Annotated in this window: 17 protein-coding genes; 12 read left to right on the forward strand and 5 right to left on the reverse strand. The window is 62.0% G+C overall.

Annotated features, from left to right (window positions below):
• The first annotated feature begins 7 nt into the window (after window positions 1-7).
• The 4 genes from JN531_RS16885 to JN531_RS16900 all read left to right on the forward strand — a co-directional run bounded on the left by JN531_RS16885 (window position 8) and on the right by JN531_RS16900 (window position 8,356).
• Window positions 8-1,327, forward strand: a complete 1,320-nt coding sequence (locus JN531_RS16885) for a site-specific DNA-methyltransferase (protein ID WP_228350075.1) — start codon at window positions 8-10, stop codon at window positions 1,325-1,327.
• A gap of 58 nt (window positions 1,328-1,385) precedes the next feature.
• Entirely contained in the window at window positions 1,386-4,091 is a 2,706-nt protein-coding gene (locus tag JN531_RS16890; RefSeq protein WP_228350076.1) for a PD-(D/E)XK nuclease family protein, read from the forward strand.
• Entirely contained in the window at window positions 4,091-7,363 is a 3,273-nt protein-coding gene (locus tag JN531_RS16895; RefSeq protein ID WP_228350077.1) for a UvrD-helicase domain-containing protein, read from the forward strand. The genes JN531_RS16890 and JN531_RS16895 overlap by 1 nt, the downstream gene beginning before the upstream one ends.
• A gap of 531 nt (window positions 7,364-7,894) precedes the next feature.
• Window positions 7,895-8,356 (forward strand): hypothetical protein, encoded by a 462-nt coding sequence (locus JN531_RS16900; RefSeq protein ID WP_228350078.1) that lies wholly within the window; start codon window positions 7,895-7,897, stop codon window positions 8,354-8,356.
• A 49-nt stretch (window positions 8,357-8,405) separates the two neighbouring features.
• On the opposite strand, the gene JN531_RS16905 is transcribed toward JN531_RS16900, so the two are convergent.
• The 3 genes from JN531_RS16905 to JN531_RS16915 form a co-directional block, all read right to left on the reverse strand.
• Window positions 8,406-8,693, reverse strand: a complete 288-nt coding sequence (locus JN531_RS16905; RefSeq protein WP_228350079.1) for a hypothetical protein — start codon at window positions 8,691-8,693, stop codon at window positions 8,406-8,408.
• A 135-nt stretch (window positions 8,694-8,828) separates the two neighbouring features.
• Window positions 8,829-9,455: a hypothetical protein gene (locus tag JN531_RS16910; protein ID WP_228350080.1), complete on the reverse strand. Its 627-nt coding sequence runs from the start codon at window positions 9,453-9,455 to the stop codon at window positions 8,829-8,831.
• Between the two features lie 516 nt (window positions 9,456-9,971).
• The gene (locus JN531_RS16915; RefSeq protein ID WP_228350081.1) at window positions 9,972-10,973 is read right to left on the reverse strand and encodes a tyrosine-type recombinase/integrase; all 1,002 of its coding nucleotides are present in this window, start codon (window positions 10,971-10,973) and stop codon (window positions 9,972-9,974) included.
• Between the two features lie 167 nt (window positions 10,974-11,140).
• Between JN531_RS16915 and JN531_RS16920 the strand changes: the two genes are divergently transcribed.
• From JN531_RS16920 to JN531_RS16955, 8 genes are all read left to right on the forward strand, one after another.
• On the forward strand, window positions 11,141-12,046 hold the full coding sequence (locus JN531_RS16920) for a DNA-binding protein (RefSeq protein ID WP_228350082.1): 906 nt from the start codon (window positions 11,141-11,143) through the stop codon (window positions 12,044-12,046).
• Window positions 12,047-12,455: 409 nt separating this feature from the next.
• Complete coding sequence (locus JN531_RS16925; RefSeq protein WP_228350083.1) at window positions 12,456-13,145, forward strand: DUF2726 domain-containing protein; 690 nt, start codon at window positions 12,456-12,458, stop codon at window positions 13,143-13,145.
• Between the two features lie 76 nt (window positions 13,146-13,221).
• On the forward strand, window positions 13,222-13,734 hold the full coding sequence (locus JN531_RS16930; RefSeq protein ID WP_228350084.1) for a hypothetical protein: 513 nt from the start codon (window positions 13,222-13,224) through the stop codon (window positions 13,732-13,734).
• A 191-nt stretch (window positions 13,735-13,925) separates the two neighbouring features.
• Complete coding sequence (locus JN531_RS16935) at window positions 13,926-15,575, forward strand: patatin-like phospholipase family protein (protein WP_228350085.1); 1,650 nt, start codon at window positions 13,926-13,928, stop codon at window positions 15,573-15,575.
• 66 nt (window positions 15,576-15,641) lie between these two features.
• Window positions 15,642-15,857 (forward strand): hypothetical protein, encoded by a 216-nt coding sequence (locus JN531_RS16940; protein ID WP_228350086.1) that lies wholly within the window; start codon window positions 15,642-15,644, stop codon window positions 15,855-15,857.
• Between the two features lie 280 nt (window positions 15,858-16,137).
• Window positions 16,138-16,917 (forward strand): SPFH domain-containing protein, encoded by a 780-nt coding sequence (locus JN531_RS16945; RefSeq protein ID WP_228350087.1) that lies wholly within the window; start codon window positions 16,138-16,140, stop codon window positions 16,915-16,917.
• Window positions 16,914-17,405, forward strand: coding sequence for a hypothetical protein (locus JN531_RS16950; RefSeq protein WP_228350088.1), 492 nt, complete (start codon window positions 16,914-16,916; stop codon window positions 17,403-17,405). Before JN531_RS16945 ends, JN531_RS16950 begins: the two co-directional genes overlap by 4 nt.
• Window positions 17,402-19,495: a helicase-related protein gene (locus JN531_RS16955; RefSeq protein ID WP_228350089.1), complete on the forward strand. Its 2,094-nt coding sequence runs from the start codon at window positions 17,402-17,404 to the stop codon at window positions 19,493-19,495. Before JN531_RS16950 ends, JN531_RS16955 begins: the two co-directional genes overlap by 4 nt.
• Window positions 19,496-19,544: 49 nt before the next feature.
• Here the strand turns inward: JN531_RS16955 and JN531_RS16960 are convergent, their stop codons facing one another.
• Together JN531_RS16960 and JN531_RS16965 are read right to left on the reverse strand one after the other, a co-directional pair.
• A complete protein-coding gene (locus tag JN531_RS16960; protein WP_228350090.1) occupies window positions 19,545-20,450 on the reverse strand; it encodes a hypothetical protein in 906 nt (301 codons plus the stop codon).
• Window positions 20,451-20,522: 72 nt separating this feature from the next.
• Window positions 20,523-21,449, reverse strand: a complete 927-nt coding sequence (locus JN531_RS16965) for a DNA replication terminus site-binding protein (protein WP_228350091.1) — start codon at window positions 21,447-21,449, stop codon at window positions 20,523-20,525.
• Between the last annotated feature and the right edge of the window lie 7 nt (window positions 21,450-21,456).

Raw genomic sequence — 21,456 nt, forward strand, 5'->3', positions numbered from 1 at the left:
GTACCGAATGGCTCTCAGACAGCAAAACGTAGCGAACAATCAGAAGGACCCCGGTCAACAGACACGACCACGGGCACACGCCGGGAGGAATCACCGACGTGCTGCGCTCAGGGAGGTCGTATCAAAGGCCTTCATTGCGGCCGGCAAGAATCCGCTCCGCACCACAGATATCTACGAGCACGCGGTTCGAATTGGCGCGGTGCCGGCGTCTGAGCTGGAGACCCGAGTGCCAGTGGGCCGGTCCGGAAGTCCCCGTTCGATTCGGCAGCGGGACATCCGCTGGATCCAACAAACCCTGAAGTTCGAAGGCCTGATTGAGCGTGTGCCGGATCGCCGTGGGGCATGGCGCACGACACGCAAGGGTCGGGAGGAACTTACTCCTGCGGTAAGTGGGCGCCTGCTTGTAGCATTTTCGACGCAGCTGGGGCTGGCCGTGTGGGCCGATTGCGCGACCCTGGCTGATGCCGTCGACGAGGACATCCACCTGTACCTGAGCTCACCGCCGTACGCCCTATCGGCGCCGCGCGCCTACGGCAACCCAACGCCTGGTCAGTTCGTCGACTGGTTGTGCAAGATCCTCGAACCGGTCGTGAGAAAGCTCGCCAGGGGAGCAAGCATTTGCCTCAACATGGGCAATGACCTGTTTGAGCCCATGCTTCCGTCGAGGCATCTCATCAATGAGAGACTTGCGATCGCGTTGAATGACCGGCTGGGCCTCAGTCGAATGGATACGCTGGTGTGGGAGAACCCCAACAAGGCACCGGGCCCTCTGGCATGGGCGAGCAAGAAGCGTGTGCAGCTCAACGCTGGCTATGAGCCCCTTCTCTGGTTCTGCAATTCGCCTGCTGACTGCTTTGCTGACAACCGACGGGTTCTGCAGCCGCATTCGCGGGCTCACGCACTGCTTCAGGAACGGAGTGTCGTGGCAACGAATGGGGGGCGAGGTAGCGGCTCAGGCTTCCGGGGTAAGACGGCCGGGGCCATTCCCCGAAATGTCCTGCGCTTTCCGACACCGTGCCCACGCCAAAGGCACTTGAAGGGCGCGGCCGAAGCGGCCGGGCTGCCAGTACACCCGGCTACATTCCCTAAGACGCTGGCCAGATTTCTGGTGGAGTTCCTCACGGCTGAGGGACAGCTGGTGGTGGATGGTATGTCGGGGACCCTGCAGGTCGCGATGGCCGCAGAGGAGACGGGTCGCAGGTGGGTCGCCGGCGACATCCACGGTGAGTACTTGGGTCTGGGGATGCTCGACTTCTCCGGTCCGAGCGTTTCTCCCGCCTTTCTTGAGTGGTTGGAGGGACGAAGAGCAGTGCCCGAAGTGGTGTAGCTGGCTAGGGTTGCGGGGCATCTATGTGGCTGCTGGGATGGGGCAACTGGAGAGTGATATGGATTGGGTGACATGTGCGGAGCAGGGACATCGGATCATCGCCGGTAGCGAGCGGCTGGCTCGTGATCTGAGAGTGCGCTTTAACCGGCAGATGCGGGCGGAGGATCGGCGTGGATGGTTGGCTCCTGACATCGTCTCGATGAGAAGTTTCGTTTTGGGGCTCTGGGAGCAGTCGTGGCCTGATACCCAGCTGCTGAATGGCGCGCAGGAGCTGGCGATCTGGCTTGACGTCATCCAGGCGAGTGATACGGGGGGGCAGCTGATTTCGCCTGGTCCGGCAGCGCGGAGCGCGCGGACGGCGGCTCGATTGGTCATGCGCCACGGGGGCGGTCCCGAGTCGTGCGGTAGGCCATTGCCGACGGACGATGAACAAGCATTCAACGCCTGGTTCGCCGAGGTCGTGCGCCGAGTCGACGAAGGTGGGTTTGTGCTGGAGGAGCAGGTGGCCATCCGGGTGCGTACAGCGATTCGCGAACCTGCGTGGGAGCTGCCGGTGCCGACCATGCTGCTGGGCTTCGAGCGCGTGAGTGGCGTGACGCGCGATATCGTGAATGCGCTCGTAGAGAAGGGGGCGAAGGAGCATGTGGAGGCTCCGCGTCTGCCCGTGAATGCGCAGCGAGTCGATGTTGCCACGCCAGGGCGCCAGTACGAATGGGTGGCAAGCGCGATTCGTGATCAACTTGAGCGGGCGAGAGCGTCAGGAGGGGAAGCCCCTTCGATCGCGGTGTTGGTCGACGACGTTCGGGAGGCAATGCCGAGACTCGAGGCGACGTTGAGAGATCGTGTGTCGCCGCAGGGACAGATCTGTGGGCAGCATCAGGGTCGGTTTCCATGGCGCTATGCGCGGGGAGGTTCCCTCATGGAGCACCCATTGATTGAGGCGGCCCTTGACTGCTTGGCACTGGAATCGGGGCCGTGTCGGACGGAAGACGCTTCGCGGGTGCTGCTTTCCCCGAACCTCTTCCATGATGTCTCCGCAAGACACCGCGCTGAGGCAGATCTGAGGCTCCGGAACCGTGCGGGATCGGTGTGTGGGTTGGCGCGCCTGGTTGACATCCAACGGCCGTTGGCTGAATGCCACAACCCACTACCTGGGCGCCTCGAGGCTTGGCACATCTCGGCTCAACAGGGAGGTAGCTCAGCCATGCCGAGTGAATGGGTCGAACGATGGTTGAGTTCGTTGGCGCTCGCGGGGTGGCGCGGTACCGCTGCAGAGCAAGAGTGCGATCAGGCCTTGCAGCAAGTGCTGGGTCGCTGGGATGAGGCTCTGGACGCCTTCCGTGCCATGGACAGACAGCTTCAGGCGGTGTCGCGGGGAGGCGCTTTGCAGTGGCTCCGAGAAGTGCTTTCTGACCTGCCGACACAGTTGTCACCGGAACATGAGCAGCCGGTACAGATTCTCAGCTTTGCCGACGCTGACAGCCTCAGATTTGACCGCGTTTACGTCTGCAATGCGAATGCACACGTGCTCCCGCCGCCGGCAACTAGCTCGGGATTCGTGAGCGCAGAGATCCTTGAGGCCATTGGTGTCCCCGACGCGACACCGGATGGAGCCCTCCTGTCATGGCGGCATTGGGTTGGCTTGCTGGGGGCGATGGCGCCGGATATCACTCTGGTGGTCCCTGCTGCGACGGACGATGGCGCCGAGCTTTTTTCTTCCCCGTTGTTCCTGGACTGGGAGTTCGCTGCACCGTGCGGAGCCGAGGTCGGCCCGGGGCCTCTGGCGATGATGGCGGGCAGGGAGTCTATCGAAGCCCCTGGATACGAGCCCGATCTTCCGCCCGTGGTCAATGCAAAAGCTGAAGGCATCCGAGGAGGTACTGGAATCATCACCAGGATGGCCGAAATGCCGTTTCTCGCATTCGCCCGGTACCGGCTTGGGCTGTCCGAGTTTCCCGCGGTAAAAGACGGCCTTGATGCACGGGATCAGGGCATCGCCCTTCATCGTGCCCTTCAGCTGATCTGGTCCACGCTCAAGACGCAGGAGGCACTGCAGGCGCTCGCGACCACTGAGATTGAGTCGATGGCGCAGCGCACGGCAGAGAAGGTGTGCATGGAGTGTCTGCCGGCGAAGGTTTACGGGCAGGGGCTGGTCGATGCTGAGGTGTCTCGCCTAGCTCTGCTGCTGGTGGAATGGCTTGAACTTGAAGCAAGGCGTGAGCACCCGTTTGAGGTGGTCGCGACGGAGCTGAAGGCCTCCGTGAACCTTGAAGGAATTGAAACGGATGTTGTGGTCGACCGCGTCGACCGGATCATCGTCAACGGGGAGTCGAGGTTCATGATCCTCGACTACAAATCGTCCTCAAGCCTCAAGGTGACTGACTGGGATGCTCAGTCTATGGCTGAGCCCCAGCTGCCGATCTACGCGGCCTTCATCGACTGGCCCGCTCACGGAGTTCCAAGGATTGATGGCATAGGGTTCGCACGGGTTCGCCGGGGGGGCTGCGGCTTCCTGGTGCTGAGCAATTTCGTGAGTCGCTTGATTCCAGGGGCTCGAGATGGGACCGGGGACGGAGTCGCGCACTGGGGTGCAATTGTGGACGAGTGGCGCCTGGCGATCGCCAAGTTGGCGGGGCGTTTCATGAAGGGGGACATTGAGGTTGTGAGGTCTGCGATGCAGGCAAACAGCTTCTCGAAGGACCTCTATCCACTGCTGAGAGCCGCACCGCCAATCAGTCTGCAAAATGAGGAGCCGGTATTCTGATGATCGACAACGATGAACAGGCGCGTATTCGGGCTGTGGATATCGGAATCAGTCCCCTTGTAAAGGCGCCAGCGGGTTCTGGGAAGACCACTCTTCTCGTGCTGCGCTACCTGAATGCGTTGCTGACGGTAGAGCAGCCGGAAGAGGTTCTGGCCCTGACGTTCACCAATAAGGCCGTGAACGAAATGAGGCACCGGATCGCGGAAGCACTGGCGCTTGCGGACCGGGACGAGGCAAGCGTGCCGCCACACGACAGGGCGGTAAGAGCAGCCGCGGTGTCGGTATCGCATCGGGACACAGCCAAGGGCTGGAACCTCCGTCAGAATGCGGCTCGGGTGCGGGTCATGACGCTCGACAGCCTGAACAGCTACCTTGCGGGGCTCGCGCCGGTGGTCAGCGGGTTCGGCGGTTCGTTGAGAATCGAGCAGCGGCCGGACCTGTTGTATCGCGAAGCGGTGCTCGATCTGTTGGCTGACCTGGATGGAGCCGGCGTTGATGATGCCGAGTTTCGGGCTGCGCTGGCACGGGTCATGGCTGTGGGGGAGAACCGTGCCGACCGACTTATTGATCTCGGGTCGACGATGCTTGCTTGTCGGGATCAGTGGCTCTCAACGGTATACGAGATCGCCAGCGGCCGCCGCGGTGATGGGGTGGCAACGCTTGTGCGCGCCATTTTTGATCAACGTGCCAGTTCTGCGCGTTCCCAGATCGGATCACCGTTGGAGGCGATCGCCATGCTGGGAGCGGAGCTGCAGTTGTGGGATGGTGGCCTCTCCCCGGGAGGGGTCCCAGACATGCGAACGTGGAAGGCAATTTCGGCAGTGCTTCTGACGGCTGACGCTCGGGAACCTGCACTCCGGAAGAAACTGACTAAGACCCAGGGATTCGAAGCCAAGCTCCCGCGTACGGTGGCTGCGAATGAGTGTCTGGCTGCGATTGCGGCAACCCCAAATGCGCCCGCATTGCTTGCTGCGATCAGGGATCTTCCCGATGCTGACGAGCTGGAGTCAGCAGAAGGCCTTCAGCAAGCCCTGGCCAGTGTCTTGATTCGTCTGGTGGCTCACCTCGCGCTGGTCTTTCAGCGGCGAGGCGGCGTGGATTTCATTGAGGTGAGCCTACGGGCGCATGCCGCGCTTACTGGGGCAGGTGGCACTGTGCCGCTGGCGGAGCGTATGGACTACTCCATACGGCATCTGCTCGTGGATGAAGCGCAGGACACCTCGCAAATGCAGTACATGATGCTCGATGGGCTGACCTCCGGCTGGGAGCCGGGCGATGGTCGAACACTCTTTCTGGTCGGTGACCCGCAGCAGAGCATCTACGGGTGGCGCCAGGCGGAGGTTCGGCTTTTCGTTGAGATGTGGGAGCAGCGCCGGCTTGGGGGGGTTGAGCTGGAGCCCTTAACGCTCACGCGCAATTTTCGGTCACGGGATGAGATTGTTGGTTGGGTGAATGAACTGAGCGCTGAGGTGTTCCCGGCCCTCGACGATCCGTACCAGGGTGAGGTTGCGTATTCGCCAAGTGTTGCGACCAAGGGGACGGGTGGAAGGGTGGAGTTGCTGGCCTTCGCAGGGGATGCTGGCGAGGGAGAGGCCGCAGCGATCGTTGACCGACTTGCGCAGATCGACAGCAAGGAGACAGTGGCTGTCTTGGTGCGCGGACGGGCGAGCCTCAGGCAGCTGCTGCCGGCAATGAAGGCAGCCGGTGTCAGTTACGCGTGCCAGGACATTGATGCCCTGACCGACACCGACGCAGTGCGGGACGTGCTTTCACTGGCCAAGGCCCTTTGGCACGAAGGCGATCGGGTTTCATGGGCCGGACTACTGCGTGCTCCCTTTGTTGGATTCTCCTGGGCCGATGTGCTGGCTACGTGTAAGGGGCGGACAAGAGGGACGCTTGTCGCTTCGTTACGTTCCGCTTTGGAGTCCGGGGAGTTATCCGAAGACGGGGCTCTGCGCGGTCGGAGGCTGATGGAAGTTCTGTTCGATGTTGCCTCAGAGCCCGGGCTCGTGGCCTCGCTGTCAGACCGCGTGATGGCGGCCTGGACTCGGTTGGGAGGCCCCTGGGTGGTTACTTCCGCAGAGCTTGAGGACGTGAATACGACCGTCCGGTTGCTGCGGGACCACGAACGTGCGGGGGCGATCGAGGATCTGGGCGCATTCGAATTGGCACTTCAGAAACTGTACGCGACAACCGGTGGCGGTTGGGTACAGATCATGACGATGCACAAGGCCAAAGGACTTGAGTTTGACCACGTCTTCATGCCGGGCCTCTGGCGAGCGCCGCGGCGCCCAGACAGGCGCCTACTCGAAATGCACGTTCTACCCGAGGGGCCTCTGATGGCCGCGCTACCGAATGGTGAGCGAGACGAGGCCGCTGAATCGCTGTATTCGCTTGTCAGTCGATTGAGCCGAACGGCAGCTGCAGCCGAAGAGCTGCGTGTGCTGTACGTGGGCATGACTCGGGCGAAGAAGCGCCTCACTTTGACTCTCGGTGCGTCTGAGCACACGGGAGACGCCGGCGAACTCAGGATGCTCAACTCGACGTCGCCGCAACGGCTCCTGTGGTCGGTTCTTGAGCCGCGAGTCCGGGGTGAAGTGATAAGGGTGCCCCGGGCGTTCGCGAGTGTGCCGGAGCCTATGCCTGTCAGAGGGCGTTTGCTGGCCGACAGGGTGGGGCGCTGTGAGATCGAGGGGTATGTCCCGGCCGAGAATCCGTCGGTGCGCCCGAGCGAGGCTGTGGTTCGGGAGAACATCAGCGTGGGCGAACGCGGGGGCGAGGTTCATGGGAGAGTGATGGGCATCCTCTACCACGAGTTGATCGACAAGCTGGTCAAAGGACAGCGAGGGATCGAGTTGGCGACTGAGCGTGGCGAGATCTGCAGGGCGATTGCGGCCGGCATGCGGCGGAGAGGAATGCCTGAGAGCCGCGTGGATGACGCAGTATGCACCGTGATCGCGTGGGCGGAGGCGACGGTCAAGGGCAAGAACGGCGCCTGGATTCTGAAGCAGCGGCCCATCGAACTGAGCGAGCGAAGAGTGGCAGGTTACCGGGAAGGCCGATGGGTTGCTGCCATTGTCGATCGGTTCTGGATCGAGGATGGGCAAGGCTATTTGGTGGATTACAAGACTTCGCCTGATGCGGCCGATCATATTGATCGCTATCGGCCACAGCTCGATGAGTACCGTCCTATCTTGGAGGCCGTCTATGGCTGCCCGATCGATGCCTTCGTGTACGTTCCTCACAGCGATTCGCTGATTCCGGTAAACTAATCGAGCGTTCAGTAGTGGTCGTTTTGTCGCTCCCTGCCGGTCTATATCGGCATGTACCGAGAACGGCGACCATTACCCCTTCATCTGGGCCCCAAAATGCGCCACCGCGATCTGATCGTGGAAGTGTGGGGCCCGGATGGAGCGCTGGTTGAGAGTGCTGCCTTGGGGCTTCGATCGGAGCTTCAGCGGGCACATCTCCAAGTGAGGGGGCCGGTTTCGGCGAAGGGTAAGCGCCTGTTCAGCTTGGATGCGAAGAATTACATTGAGCGCGTGTCTGGAGAAGTGGAGCTGCTCTGCCACATCCGGCAGCTGCAGGTGTTCGAGGTCGATGAACGCTTGGTTGAGCGGTTGCAGAAGCTACACGTGCCTATGGGGGTCATGTGCCGAGTGAGGACGCGTGGCCCTTTACCGCTGGTCGGACGGACATTGGCGGTTGTAGGAAATATGCGTGACTAGGGATGGTCGTCTTTATTATCTATTCGAGGTTGAGTAGGCTCGTGACCACCTGGATTGCTGGAAAGAGGATCGCTCATGGCAATTGACACGACGCAACGCATCAGCGATGCCAGTGTGACTGGCATCGAGTATCTCCAGTGGGTTTTGGAGAAATCGGCTGAGCCCTACCGCTCATGGCTGAGGTCGCTCCAGTTCATCCTGTTGGGGCAGGTGTCACTGCTGTGCATTCTTCTCCTGTTGGCCCGAGTGGACGTTGCCAGCATATTGATGCCCGCGGTAGGCAGCCTTGTTTTGCTGTTCGCGGTCATGGTGGTCATCTATTGGCTGAGAAGCAGCGTCCGTCTCCCGCAGGAGTTCACCGATACAGCAGCTGGATTGGTTGAGTTCGGGAATCTGGGTGACCTTCAGGCGCGAGTCGACGAGTACGCAACCATGAGCTGGGAGTCGGGGCGCAGTTGGCTGGCCCAAGGGCTTCGGGATCTTGCTGTTGCAGATGAGCGGATCCCCGCTCTCGAGGCGCGCCTAAAGGGCGTATAACCGGTATCGGCCCTCATTGTTGCAGGGCCCCTACCGTTTATGGCGCCGACTATAGCTCCATCAATCTGTTAAGGATCACCGACTCCGGCTGGCCCTCGGCCCACAGCCGGGTGGCCTCCCTTCTCCGTTCCCACACCGCAAGGGCCTCGGCAACCTGTTCGTCCAGTAGGCGCAGACGATCGGCAGCGTGCGCCATGTAGTGCGGCGACAGATCCTGCGGACTCAACGGTATTGCGGCCAGCTCGCGTAGCTGTCGCGCCGCTGCAGTTGCGGTTCGGGTGAGATCAGCTGCTGCGGTCAGGGCCTGCTGGTGGTGCAGCGCTATGATTCTGTCCATTGGTGAGGGCCGGATGTTGGTGGACCTCGATAGTGCTGTGGCACAGCGGCTATTTGCCACTAAGCGAGCGGGACGTTTTGAGGCCCTCCTATTCCGCTGTGACGCTGGCGGCGAACACAATTGAGGCCCTCAATTTCAATCAGTGAGCGGCTGGCCGTCGAGGCTTTCCAAGGCCATATCAGGGTCGGAGGGAAGGCTCGGGACCGGGTAACGCAGGGACTGGTTCCCGAACTGAGCCGCGAGGATCTCGAAATAGGGCATCCCGAGTAGGGCTCCGGCCATCTGAGCCGACACGTTACCGCACACCCGGGTGAAATATGAGGATCTCTCGGAATCGTCAACATTCTGTCCTGGCAGTCGGCTGTAGTCAGGTGGGAGCCAATGATTTCGCATGCGTGAGAAGAGAGGTGTGATCTCTGACTTGCTACGAATATCGAGAGCTTCGGTCATGTAGCCGAACATCGTTTGGGCCACGATACGGTCGGCTTCGGCCTCGTCGACCGGGCGCACGAGCCAGGAATTGATCTCCAGGAGCCATGCGTGAATAAACAACCACCGCAGATTTCGCCGAGCGGCACCGGTGCAGATGGTCGACCACATGTCGGCTGCAATGAGCTGCTGTCGGCGGCGCGAGAACGAAGTCGGGAGATCGATTCCTTGTTCATCGAGTCGTTGAAGATAGGTGTCGCCGGCGGAGCCGAACACAGCCTGCGCGCCGGCATGGGCAATCACCTCGACTTGAGCCTGGTAGAAGAACTCCATTGCCGGCGACTTCGACACTCGATAGTGGGCCTTCTGCCAAGAATCGGTGTACAGGGGCAATCGCCCCAGAACCGAAGTCATTACTCCCAGAAAGTGGGATAGTCGTTGGCCACGCGAAGCGCTGTCTGCAGCGGAGCGCATTCGGGCGTCAAGCGATCTGACACGTAGCTCGCATTCGGTCGCAGACGAGACCGACGATGGGTAGTGGGCCAAGAAGTGTTGTGCGGGAGCTTGCCCTCCGGCGCGCACAGCTTTGAACACCGGTTCCCGGCAGGCCGGGCAAACGATCTGAAAGACCTTGCAATCGTGATATTCGACTTCGCTGGCATCGACATGCTCCCCGAGCAAGATGCTGTATCCATTGCGCAAGCGCTATTCTCCTTGTGACGCTGCTGCCTCCAGGGCGTAGCGTGGGCGCCGATGCTGGGTGGGCATGCGGTGCAGAACAGAATGACCCTACGATACCGCGAAGTCCGTGCTGTGTTGTCTCGTAGATCTGCAAGCAGTCGCGGAGCGCTAGGCGCCGCTTCTCTTAGGGCGGGGTGAGCCTCGGAACCTGGCCATGGCGCTGCGGCCGGACTGAATACGCTCGCCGTATCGGACCACCATCTGCGGATTCTTCCACCGTCCTTGTTGCTGGATCTCCGGCAGTCCATAGCCCTCTGCCAGCAGGTCCTGAGCCGGGCCGACACGGGTGCTGTGCGCAGAGATCTTGTCGACATCGAGACCGGCCGCTCCTACGCGAGCCTTGAATATCCTCGAAACATCGCGTTCGGTTAGAGCGCCGGCAGCCTTCGGGACCTTTGCTCTTGGTACTGCACGGAATAGGGGGCCTTCTGTGAGCCCGGCTACGGCGATCCAGTGCTGAACCCGCTGCCAGCTCGCAGGCGAGAGGTAGAGCAGAGCGCCTTTGCCCTCCTGGTCAGTCTTGCTACGCCGGATCAGGACGCGCGCCGAGTCGTCGGGCTCGCCGCTCACATCCGGAATTTCCAATCGCACGAGCTCACTGGCGCGGGCCATCGTGTCGTATGCAGTTGCAAGAAGGGCCGCGTCGCGAGCCGCCCGCAGTTCACGCACGTCCAACGAATCGATCACCGCGTCGAGGCGGTCGATGGTCAAGCCCGTCGCCTGTGTCTGTCGCTCGTCGACCTGGCGCCGCACGCCTTGCCACATCAGCCTGCCGGCCTGGCTGTCCAGCGGCCACGGCAGGTCGGCAAGGCGGTGCATCGACGACAACGTCGACAGGTACCGGTTGAGGGTTGCGCGCTTGCGGCCGCGGGCTATCGCATCTTCAAGGAATGCTCGGAGGCCCTCGACGGTTGCTGGCCACGTCGGCGCCCCTGTTTGCACACAGAACGCCACCCATGTGCGCCAGTCGGCGCGCCACGCCCGCTGCGTGTTCGGCGCATAGGCGCGTGTGAGGTCGTCGGCCAGGGCGCGCAGCCGCTCGATGCCGGCGGCCGACGCGGCGTCCGTTAGATCGGCGCCTTTCTCAATTGAAACCGGTGGGGTGCTCATGGTTTCGGACTCTACCCGATATTATCGTGTCTGATAACTGTCATTATCGGACACGTCAAAAGATAACGTAACACGGCGTAACCGTTACGTGACTAGATAGATAATTATCATGTTATCCGTTACGTTATGAGGTATTGCCTCAACCAATCGACGATATGGAGTACGAAATGGCCAAGCCCGGCGTTGAATACGATGAAGTAGCCCGCGTCGCAGACGCGATGCTGGCCAAAGGTGTCGAGCCGACGAACCGCTTGGTGCTGGCCGAGGTCGGAGGCAGCGCCACCACGGTCCACAAGCACCTGAAGAACTGGCGTGCTGCGCACCCGCAGGCAGCGCAGGCGCCGCCGGAGTTGCCGGCCGGGCTGCAGCGCGCGATCCAGGAAGAGCTGCGGCGCCAGCAAGCGGAGGCCCGCAGTGAGATCGAGGCGCGTCTGGTCACAACGCAGGCCGAGGCCGAGGATCTGGCCCGGGCAGCAGAACGTGCAGAATCCGAGGTTGAGCAGCTGAGCGAACGGGTTGCAGGTCTCACCGGCGATCGCGATCGCCTCACTGGTCAGCTCAACGAGCAGCAGCGCGAAACCGCGCGCCTGAACGAAGCGCTCAATCACGAACGGGCAGCTGCCGAAAGCGGCCGGGTCGAGATCGCGCAGGCGCGGCTCAAAACTGAAGCCGCTGAAGCCGCTGCCTCTACGCTGCGCGAGGAACGCGCGGAGCAACTTCGCACGCTGGAGGCGGAGCGAACTGCGCGCATTGGCGCGGAGCGCAAGCTGGCCTCAGCTGAGGCGGCCCGTGACGAACTCCGGAAGAGCGCGGAGCAGATGGTGGCCACCGCCGACGAGGTGGAAGCAGAGCGTGATCGCCTGCGAGATCTCCTGGAACGTGAGCGCGAGCTGCACAGTCAGACCCGAAGCACTCTCGCGGCCGAGCAGGAGAAGGCGCGTGCTGCCGAGAAGCGGGCTGAGGACCTGAGCGAACGAGAGGCGGCGCTGCGCAAGGAGCTCGCGGAAATGCGGCGGGGGCAAGGCAAGTCCACCAAGTCCGAGAAGGGCGCAGGCACTGGGGGTCGCAATTGATTCGCGATCTCCCGGACAAACGGTGCATCGGCATGAAGGAGGTGCCGTATAGCGCCTATTGTCGGGTGTGCTGGTTCCCGACGTTTCTGGCTTGGATTCCTGAGCGAGACGGAGCCCACGGCGAGTGCATGCACGGCCATACGAGGGCCAGCGACTGCCCGGAGGCCCAAAGCCGCGGGCGCGGAGCAGCAGAGATTCAGAAGCTCAGGAACGCCGGCGTGTGGCCACCATTGCGCCCAGACCAGGTCGCGGATCAGCCCCAAAAGGTCGACGAACCGAACCCGGGTCCCACGACAAGTTCGTGATCGGTGGCCATGGCTGCCACCGGGGCGGTGCCGAAAATCGCTGAGATTCGGTATGGGCATCGGTCTACAGCTTTTGAATTTCACGGTGAAATCGGAGCTGTGGCATGGACGTACTCGCTGCAATTGCAGTCTCTGCCGTGGTGCTGGGGATTGCCTATCACTACTGGCGCGATCTGGTGATGGCTCGTGCGGCAGGGGTCTATCCCTATCAGCGAGGCGGCGCCATGTTGTCGGAAGCCGAGGCGCGATTTCTCCAGACCCTGAAGCTCGCAGTGCCGAAGCGACTTCTGGTATGCCCAAAGGTGCGGATCGCTGATTGCGTGACAGTGCGAAAGGGCTTGAATCGCACAACTGAACGACTCGCACTGACCCGCGCTGCGGTCAAGAACTTCGATTTTGCCGTTGTCGACGAGGTGACGCGACAGCTGGTGGTGGTCGTCGAGTTGGATGATGAGCCCTTCGTCACCAGGAAAGCCCGGCGGCGGGAGGAGTTCATTGCCGGGGCATGTGAGGCCGCTTGCATCCCGATCGCGCGCTTTCGTGCTGCTCAAAGCTATGATGCCAACGAGGTGCGCACCGTACTGGTTTCTGCGATCAATGCTGCCAAGGTTGGGAATGGCGAGGTTCCTGAACCTCAAGGGGCAGTCTGTCCAGAGTGCAATGGAGCCCTTGTACTGTTTGTTGTGCAGGCTGGTGTCTTGAAGGGGTGTTCAGTGTGGCGCTGCGCTCGGAGGCCCGCATGTAAGGGCTACGTCCTCAATCGAACAGAACCGCCGCATCTGCACGGCGTGTGAGGTGCCGGCGCCGAACTTAGTCAGTTAGCTTCGCCGGCCATATAGTGGATGAATACACTCTGAGTTCACGACCCTGATGCAGATAAACATCGACCCCGCGACTCGCCACTGTGCTCACATCGTTCAGGCGGCTGAGTACATTGCGAAGGCACATGCTGCGGCCAGCAGCCTGGGCGCCCTCGGGCATCATCCAGGGGTCGGGTCTTTCGAATTCGAGCAGCGGATGAAGTGGTACCGGATCAAGGGGCCCGTGGACCTCCACCTCCTTGAGCGCGGCGCCCTTCGACTCGGCGAAGCACACGAGTTGCTAGAGCGATGGATCCGTCAGGCGCGAGGCGGTTCAGGCATGAATGCGCTATCGGTGTTGGCCGAAGCGCGTGGCACGAGTGCTTACGCTGAAGGAATTCTGCGAAAGGCAACCAACAATGAGTGGATCACGCCGGCGCGCCGGCTGATACGTGTTTCGTATCGAGCGCTCTTCAGGATGAAGTGCGTGATGAGCGGAATGCCGGTAGAAGATCCACCCGAAGATGAGGCTCTGGTCACCGTTTGTTCACATCCGGACGATTACACGCGTGACGCTGGTTGACCGTGTCTGTTGAGGGTAGTTGTCCACAGGTGTTGAACAGAACCTGTGGACAAATTGCTCGGCAGTTCGGCCTGACGTGCAAGGGGAATCTTTCGTAGAGTGCGCACGTCGGGACCACCGCTGGCGAACGCCGCAAGAAACAGTCTCGGAACACCGCTTACGCAGCTCAACTGATCGGGGCATAGGACAAGATGCAGGATGGAAAGGAATCCCTCTACCTCATCCTCGAGGGTGGCGGTGCGAAGGGCATAGCCCATATCGGTGCAATCCACGCGATTGAGGCATATCGGACCCACATCAGCCTCAGCGGGATCGCCGGCACATCGGCAGGATCCATCGTCGCGGCGCTCTCCGTGGCGGGGTACTCTGCGGATGAAATCTTCAGCCTCGATGGCAGCACCCACATCCTCCAGAACCTCCGGCCGCCGCCAAGGTATGCCTATGAATTGCTTGGGCGTGCGGCATGGGAGCGCCTGCGGGTGATTCGCTGGTGCCAGCGGAAACCGAGGCTCGCGGCTGCGCTGCTCGGACTGCCTGCGCTCTGGATTCTGGGAGCCCTGCTTCCGCCGGAGGGTCCGTGCGACATTGCCATCCTCGCCGCCATCACCGCAGGGCTCATCTGGTTGTTCCGAAACGTGACCGGGCTGACTTCGCTGCGTGAGTTCCGCGGGCACCTCGGCGTACTGCTCGACGCCAAGGCCGCGGGCCATACTGATGTCACATTCAAGCAGGCTAAGGAAATGGGGTGGCTGCCCCTCAAGGTAATTGCCTCTGATCTTACCCACCGGCGCCTCGCTGTGTTCAGCGCAGAAACCACCCCGGATGTCGTGATAGCCGATGCAGTCATGGCCAGCATCGCGATCCCCGTGGTGTTCGAGCCCTGGAACATCATCTACCCCTCATATGACGCGGCTCCCCAGTGGGTACAGCAGGCAAGAGAGCGGCAAGACTGCCCTCTCCCCGCTACACATGCCGATGGCGGCATGATCGCCAACCTACCTGCTTGGGCGTTCGAAGCTGAGCGTGCTCTGGACCGTGACAGCACGCTTCTGGCTGTTGAACTCACTGGGGCGCACCAAACAGCGACCACAGTTCCCCTGACAGGCCACGGCCTGCTGGCCAGCCTCATCCATACCGCCATTTTTGGTGCCGGCGAGATCAGTAAAAGGGTGATAGGCCGCAACCTGGTGGTCACTCTGGAGTCCATCAGGCGGGACGGCAAGACCGGCCTCGGTGTTTTGGACTTCGACGCGCCGGTAGAAGACCTGACCTATGTCATGCAGGATGCTCGGAAGATGGTCTCAGCGGTGTTGGTGCGGAAATTCGGCGAGGAGCTGTCGGCATTTCGTCGTGTGACTCAGACGCTGCACGATGCCCTCAAGGACAAAATGCGGCAAGGCATTCTTGGGATCACGATCCACTCTGGCGATGTCGCCACGGTCCGGGTCTCGGTTGTGGGGCTCAATACCGCCACCGACAAGCCCGGGACACGGCCCGAGGGGGTGCAGTGTTCGTTTGGTGACTACAGCGGCTCGCTCTCACCCGGTAGTGGCTTCGCCCATATCCAACGCTTGGCCACGCTTGTCGCCACAAGCGGGTCCCCTGCGTTGGTTTTCAGTGGAAAGGTTTATCGACCCAACAACACCTGGCAGGCGGCGCCTAACTTTCTTGTTCAGGATGGTTCCTGGAGCGAACTTTGCTGGGCCTATGCGGTCCCATGGGAAGTGGATGATCGATGCTGGGTCATCATGGTGGAGTCGAGTAACCACCTCCTCGAGCCCCAGCGGACGGCTGAGAGGATCCAAGCAGCAATCGAGGATGAGTTGGAGGGCGACGCTTGACAGGGCCACTCCCCTCCCCATATATGTGCTGAATCAGGCTGTCATTGCAGCCGAACGGAGGCCCCTATGACCACCACAACGAAGGACCCGCAGGCGAATCCGTCGGAGGCGGCGGCGAAGCGCATCAAAATTGCCGGTGCTAAGGGTAAGGGCGTAATCAGTTCCAAGAACATGAAGCCGGTCTACGACACATTCTGGGAGGCAGGAAAGCGCGCACGCGAGCTTGAGGCAGAAGCCACGCGACCTGGCTCTGGAATCCGGGTAGTGCGCCTTGTGCGCTGATCTGACACTGTAATGAATGAAGCGCGCCAAACGGCGCGCTTTTTTATTGGGGCTCGGCAGTAAGCTGTTGATGCGGAGATTCTGGCGCTTCGGCTGCAGCCGGCCTGCCAGCCTTGTCCCGGAGCCGAACAGTGGTCGCGGGGAAGGCAACCTAAAGTGGCGGCGGCTCGGCCGTCACCCCCGACATACCAATCCCACACCGCCGAAGGCCAGGCTGGGCGGTCGCGGTCGGCGGGGAGTGAAACGGTCTATGGAGGCTGAGCCTGCACCATTCAGCCCCATGAGCACCATCATCATTCCCGAAGTCATTGGCGCCCAAAAGCACCCTGCTGTCGCAGAAGTGGCAGAACGGGAGGGCTATGGATCAGATGACGGCCGCCAGCCGCCTGCCGTCGGGAGGGCCGTCACCCTGGTGAGGTCGGACGTGGGGCTGACAAAGCGATTTGGGGTGTGGGCTCTGTTGGCTGCCGTCCTCGCTAGCCTCGTCAGCGGATGGGTGACGTTGGGGCGGCGCCACATTCCTGCTGGCGCCGTGGGTCTGATGCAATTCACCGATCACGCCGAGGTTTATCCGAGCGGGACATTCCTTCTGACCCCCTGGAGTCCCGAACCACAGTTACTCGATATCGGATCCCAGGTGTCAACTGTGGAGCTCGGAGGAATGGTCGTGGACCGCGAGGGCTTGCCGGTCCCTTCGCTGACGATCGAAGTGGTGCACCGGTTCGATCCAGCGTTCGCCCAGAGGTTATTGGCCGCAGGCGCCGCCGGTGGCGAGGCGGTACGAATCCGCGTGAAGTCGGCAGCGACGGCCGCGATGGTGGAGATACTTTCAGAGTTGACGTCCATCGAGTTGGCGAGGATCGGCTTTCGCCTGTCTCCATTGTTGGATGAGCGTGTTCGGACACTGATCGAGGCTGCATGGCCATCCGATCTTCGCGACGGGATCATCGTCGAACACGTGAGTTTGACGGAGTTGGCCGTCGACGCTGAAGTGCAACACGCGCTCATGGAAAGTTCGCGGAAGCAGGCTCTGACCGCATTGCTCGAGGGTGCGCCATGAGCAGGTGGTGGGCTGGACTTTCTATCTCACTGCTGCTGCTGGCATCTGCATGTGGTGGCGACGAGGTGGGCGGCATCACGGTTCCGGAGATCAAGCCGCCGCCATGTGTGGTGTCGGCGGAGACGGGGCGACTGCACAATCACCCAGCCAGGGTTTGGATCGTTAAAGAGCCTCGTGCCGATGACGACCTGGCGTACATGGTAATGAGGTCGGTGTTCGGATTGGCCCTGAACGGTCCAGAGCTGCTTGATGCGGTGAGGGTCGACCTGGTGATTGAACCTTGGACTTTCGACCTTCGTGATGGTGTCGAAATCGTGCGCGCGCCGAGCGGCGTGGGCGTGGATCTCCGGTTCAGAAGCTCCTACGCGCCTGAGATCGTCCGAATGGTGCAAGGTCAGCGGCACGCGGTGCTGAAGGTAGGGATCGGCCCCGAGGAATCTGCGCTGCGCATGATCGCCAGGCGTGAGCGCAAGGACTGCGAAGCGTGAACGCGCTCGACGCCGCCCCGGCAAAGGGGTCGGCGGCGGAAGAGATTGCAACAGCGAATGACCGGCCACTCTTGCTGCCATGCGGATTCGACGACCTCACGGTGGCCCCCCTCCGTCGCTTCCGGGCGAGGGACCTGCAGCCATTCATCGGACAGGACGTTGTAGTCGAGGCGGCGGTATTCCGGGTAGTACCTGACCGCCGATCGCTGGGGATCTTGGGCGTCCTCATTGGACAAACCGGAGCCGGCCTCATGATTCTGGGGGGCTACGACTCTGCGCCGGTGCTTCGATATCTACTCTCGCCCAAGCGCGCCGCCTTTTTACTTTATGGCCGGATTCGCAAGGAAAGCGGCCTGTTGTGCATGCGTGATGTTGAGCCGATTTCGCGTGAATGGTGCGGGCAAATCAGACCTCGATATCCGTTGGATGGTCGGGTGGTTGCGGCGCAAGTTCGCCGTATTGCCGATATCGAGAAGGACAGCTATCTGGCCGACGCCCGCGCCCAGGCGATTCGACGGGCCAAGGTACGATCCAATCTCGACTCCATCGTCCAGTCTGCGGCGGCCACGGTGCTGGAGGAATCATTAAAGCATCCGAAGAGCGTAGAAGCCGCTCTGGGTGTGCTGACGCGGATTGAGGCGCGGACGAAGCTCCGGGGCATCCTGCGGGTGCTTCACAAGCCTGACTCGATGACCAGTGCGTTGGCTGCCTTGCACAAGATCCAGGTGGTCGCCGCAGTGTGCATGCTGCAGGAGGGTGTTGAGGCGAACTTCACCGCGTACCAGAAGCGACGGAGGATCAAACGCGACGCGCCAGCTGTCGCTCTCGAAGTGCTCGCCGGCGGCAAGGCCGCTGCTCTGGCCCGGCTCTGCATGTACTACCCCTATACGCTGACGGACGAGCAACAAACCGCAATATGGGAATGCCTCAACGAACTCAACGGTGAGCGTTTCGTGCGCTGGCTCATATCCGGCGATGTGGGGACCGGAAAAACCGACACCTTCGGCGCAATCGCCCGAGCTATGGCTTTGTCGGGGCATCGGGTCGCGGTGCTGTGCCCCACAGCGAATCTAGTTCGGCAGACCTTCGCGAAGCTAGCAAGCTGGAATCCCGATGTCGGTATGAGCTTCACCGCGGGCCGCGAGGTTGAGGGCGATCCCGAGACAGCTTTGATCCAGGTGGGGACGCTGGCACTGCGCCGATCGGCGCGACGCTTCGACCTGGTGGTGGTCGACGAGCAGCAGAGATTTGCCCGAATGCAGCGCGAAGAGTTGATGTCGTCGGCCGGCCACCTGATTGAAGCTACAGCAACCTGCATTCCCCGCACCCAGGGCCTGGCTGATCTGGGCGCAATCAAAGTCAGCCGGCTGCGGAAATGCCACGTCGAGAAGGCCATCACCACACGCATCTTCGAGCACAACGAGCGGCGCGCGCTGTTCGCTGGGGTGCGGGAAAGCGTCGAGGCTGGGCGGAAAGTGCTGGTGTTCTATCCGGCGATTCATGGCAGCGGCGCCGCACACGTGGCCACCTTGATGGAGTACGAGCAGGCCTGGAGAAAGCTGTTCGGTGATCGCCTCGGCGTTGTACACGGGGCCCTCAAGCCCACGGACGCCCAGGCGGTGATCGACCAACTGCGGTCGAACAAGGTCGACGTAGTCCTGACCACCACACTGCTGGAAATGGGTCTCGATGTGCCAGATATCCAGCGAGTTGTGGTCGTCCAGGCCCAGCGATTCGGACTGACGACGCTCCATCAGATCCGAGGGAGGGTTGCCCGTGCCGGCGGTGAGGGCTATTGCGATCTCTACATGCTCGGTGACTACTCGGCGAAGTCACGGAGGCGGATGGAAGTCATGACCCGCACCACGGATGGCTTCGTGATAGCTCGGATGGACGCGCAGCTGCGCGGTACCGGCGACGTCACAGAGCACGGACACCGGCAGAAAGGATCACTACCTGGCAATCCGTTCGTCAATCTGCCGGTCCCCCCGAAGGCCATGGACGAGGCCGCACGCGCGCTCTACAAGGTTTGGTTCGATCCAGCTGCAGAGGTGGTGGCCGGGGCGAGCGGCCAACCCGATGGCGGGTAGCAGTGCCGCGTGCCGTGTCAATCGGAGTGCTGTGGTGGAGCTGCTGCGCCTATCGGTGAGGCGCGCGGATGGCAACGACTTTAGCCCCGGGGTCGCCATCGTCGACAGGGTGGAGATCCGACCCTGAAGCCGCAGCAGCGGTTTCGGCCGGCGCTGGCCAAAGATCTACTTCTACTTCGCTGCGGCCATGCTGCTGGTATCGGGGCATCACGATGCCGGCGTCGACGGTGCCGCCGGCAGGGAGTGGCCTGAGCATCTTGGCCAGGGCGGAATCAGTGCCGCGAAGAACCTGTCCCTCGGAGCTGGTGACCAGTGAAAACAGCGGGAGCGCCTCCCAGCTATAGGCCTCATCAAGCCGAACGAGGGACCACTGTAGACGCGGTGGCGCCATCCGCGGTGACGGGATCGGTCCCTCGAGGCGCCAGGTGTAGCCAGGCGGTAGCTCCCGGTTGACCTTCGGAAGGAGCTCGCCCGAGAGCACGGAGCGCTCGATCAGGGTCCACTCGTAGGCTGCAGATATCGACCAGATGTCCCGCATGGCGGCATAGGTGGTTATCGCAGGCATCAGGCCGGCAAGCTGGTCTAGCCCCACTTTGTCGACGTCGACGGCGAACAGCAGGGCAGGATGCGATCGAAGTGCATTGAGCACGCACAACTCAAGTCCATGCAGGTAGCTCAATGGTCGACGGACGTGGTCGTGAATCACGCTCTGAAGCTCAAGTTCGGATAGCCGGAAGCGCATTCTGGCCAGACCGTACGAGATATCGCCGGTAAGACGGCCGACCTGGTAGAGCGATACGTCGGTAATCAGTTCATTGCCTCGGCCGACGATGACCACCATGCCGGGCGCGCCAGGCGGAACGAGCGTGGCCAGCACCTCGTGGGCCTGGGCGACCCGGAAAAGCGGATCGGTCGAGGTGGCGGCCGTGTTGGGGGGCCCGATCTCATCGGCCACGCGGGGACTCCTCCGGACATCCGGCTCTGGTATTCGGCGGCAGGCTCGAGGCGCAACTGATCGTGGGCGGGCTCATCCCTCATTTAGAGGCGCGTCGGTGCCAGAATCGATTGATTTGGAGGCCTGACGTTCCCGGTGTTGATAGAGGTACCTGTAGACGTGCAAGCGCGGCAGGAGCGGCTCGAGCTCGACCTTGCGATCGCTGCGGCGGCTGGTGGGAACATCGACCAGATCCGATAGCATGTTCAGGCCGGGCCACCGGCCGGCCGGGATGAATAGGGGCAGTGCCCCGGGTATCGGTGGGAGCGGCTCGCCATCGATCCAAACAAGGAGCTCCACATGGGGAGCCACCGGCTTGCGAATAACCAGCACCTCGGCATCATGCAGTCCTTCCAGGGCCGCGAGTTCGCGCTCGATCGTTTCGTCGGACAGCGTGCCACGCTGTCGCCGCTCAGCGTTTTGGATTCGCCTGCGGACATCGGCCACCGTCAGCCGTTTGCCGGTGGTTGCGCCGCGGTTCCAGAAGAAGCTGACACGCTCCGGCGGCTGCTGAAGCATATGGAGCTGGCGGTAGACCTGCAGCCGCTGCACGTGGGCGAATGGACGCATTTTGCGAACCTGAGTGAAGGTGTACTCGTCGATCGCCCTCCCCCGCTCGGCGAACACCTTCTTTGCCCGATTGACGTCCTCCAGCGCTTCGAGCGTCTGCGGTGAGCATGCCAGCAGACCTGGAGCACGTACGCTGGCCACCGGCGCCTGGCCAGGCCGGTAGTTCATGAGGGACAGTGCGGCGGCCGCCCAGTTTCGAGCGCCCTCGCCTTCTAGGCTGTTCACCGCCATGGTCCGTTGTGCCGCCGGCGAATCACGCTCGGCCAGGACCGCGGCGTATGCCGGAAGGCGACCGTCAACCCGACGGACGCAATCGGACAGCTCCGACAAGGCGCCGCGGACCCGGTCATAGGCGTCCAGCAGCCCCACAAAGACTTCAGGCTCAACCATACCCACC

Origin of the sequence: Flagellatimonas centrodinii (genome assembly GCF_016918765.2) — a bacterium.
GTDB classification, from domain to species: Bacteria; Pseudomonadota; Gammaproteobacteria; order Nevskiales; family Nevskiaceae; genus Polycyclovorans; species Polycyclovorans centrodinii.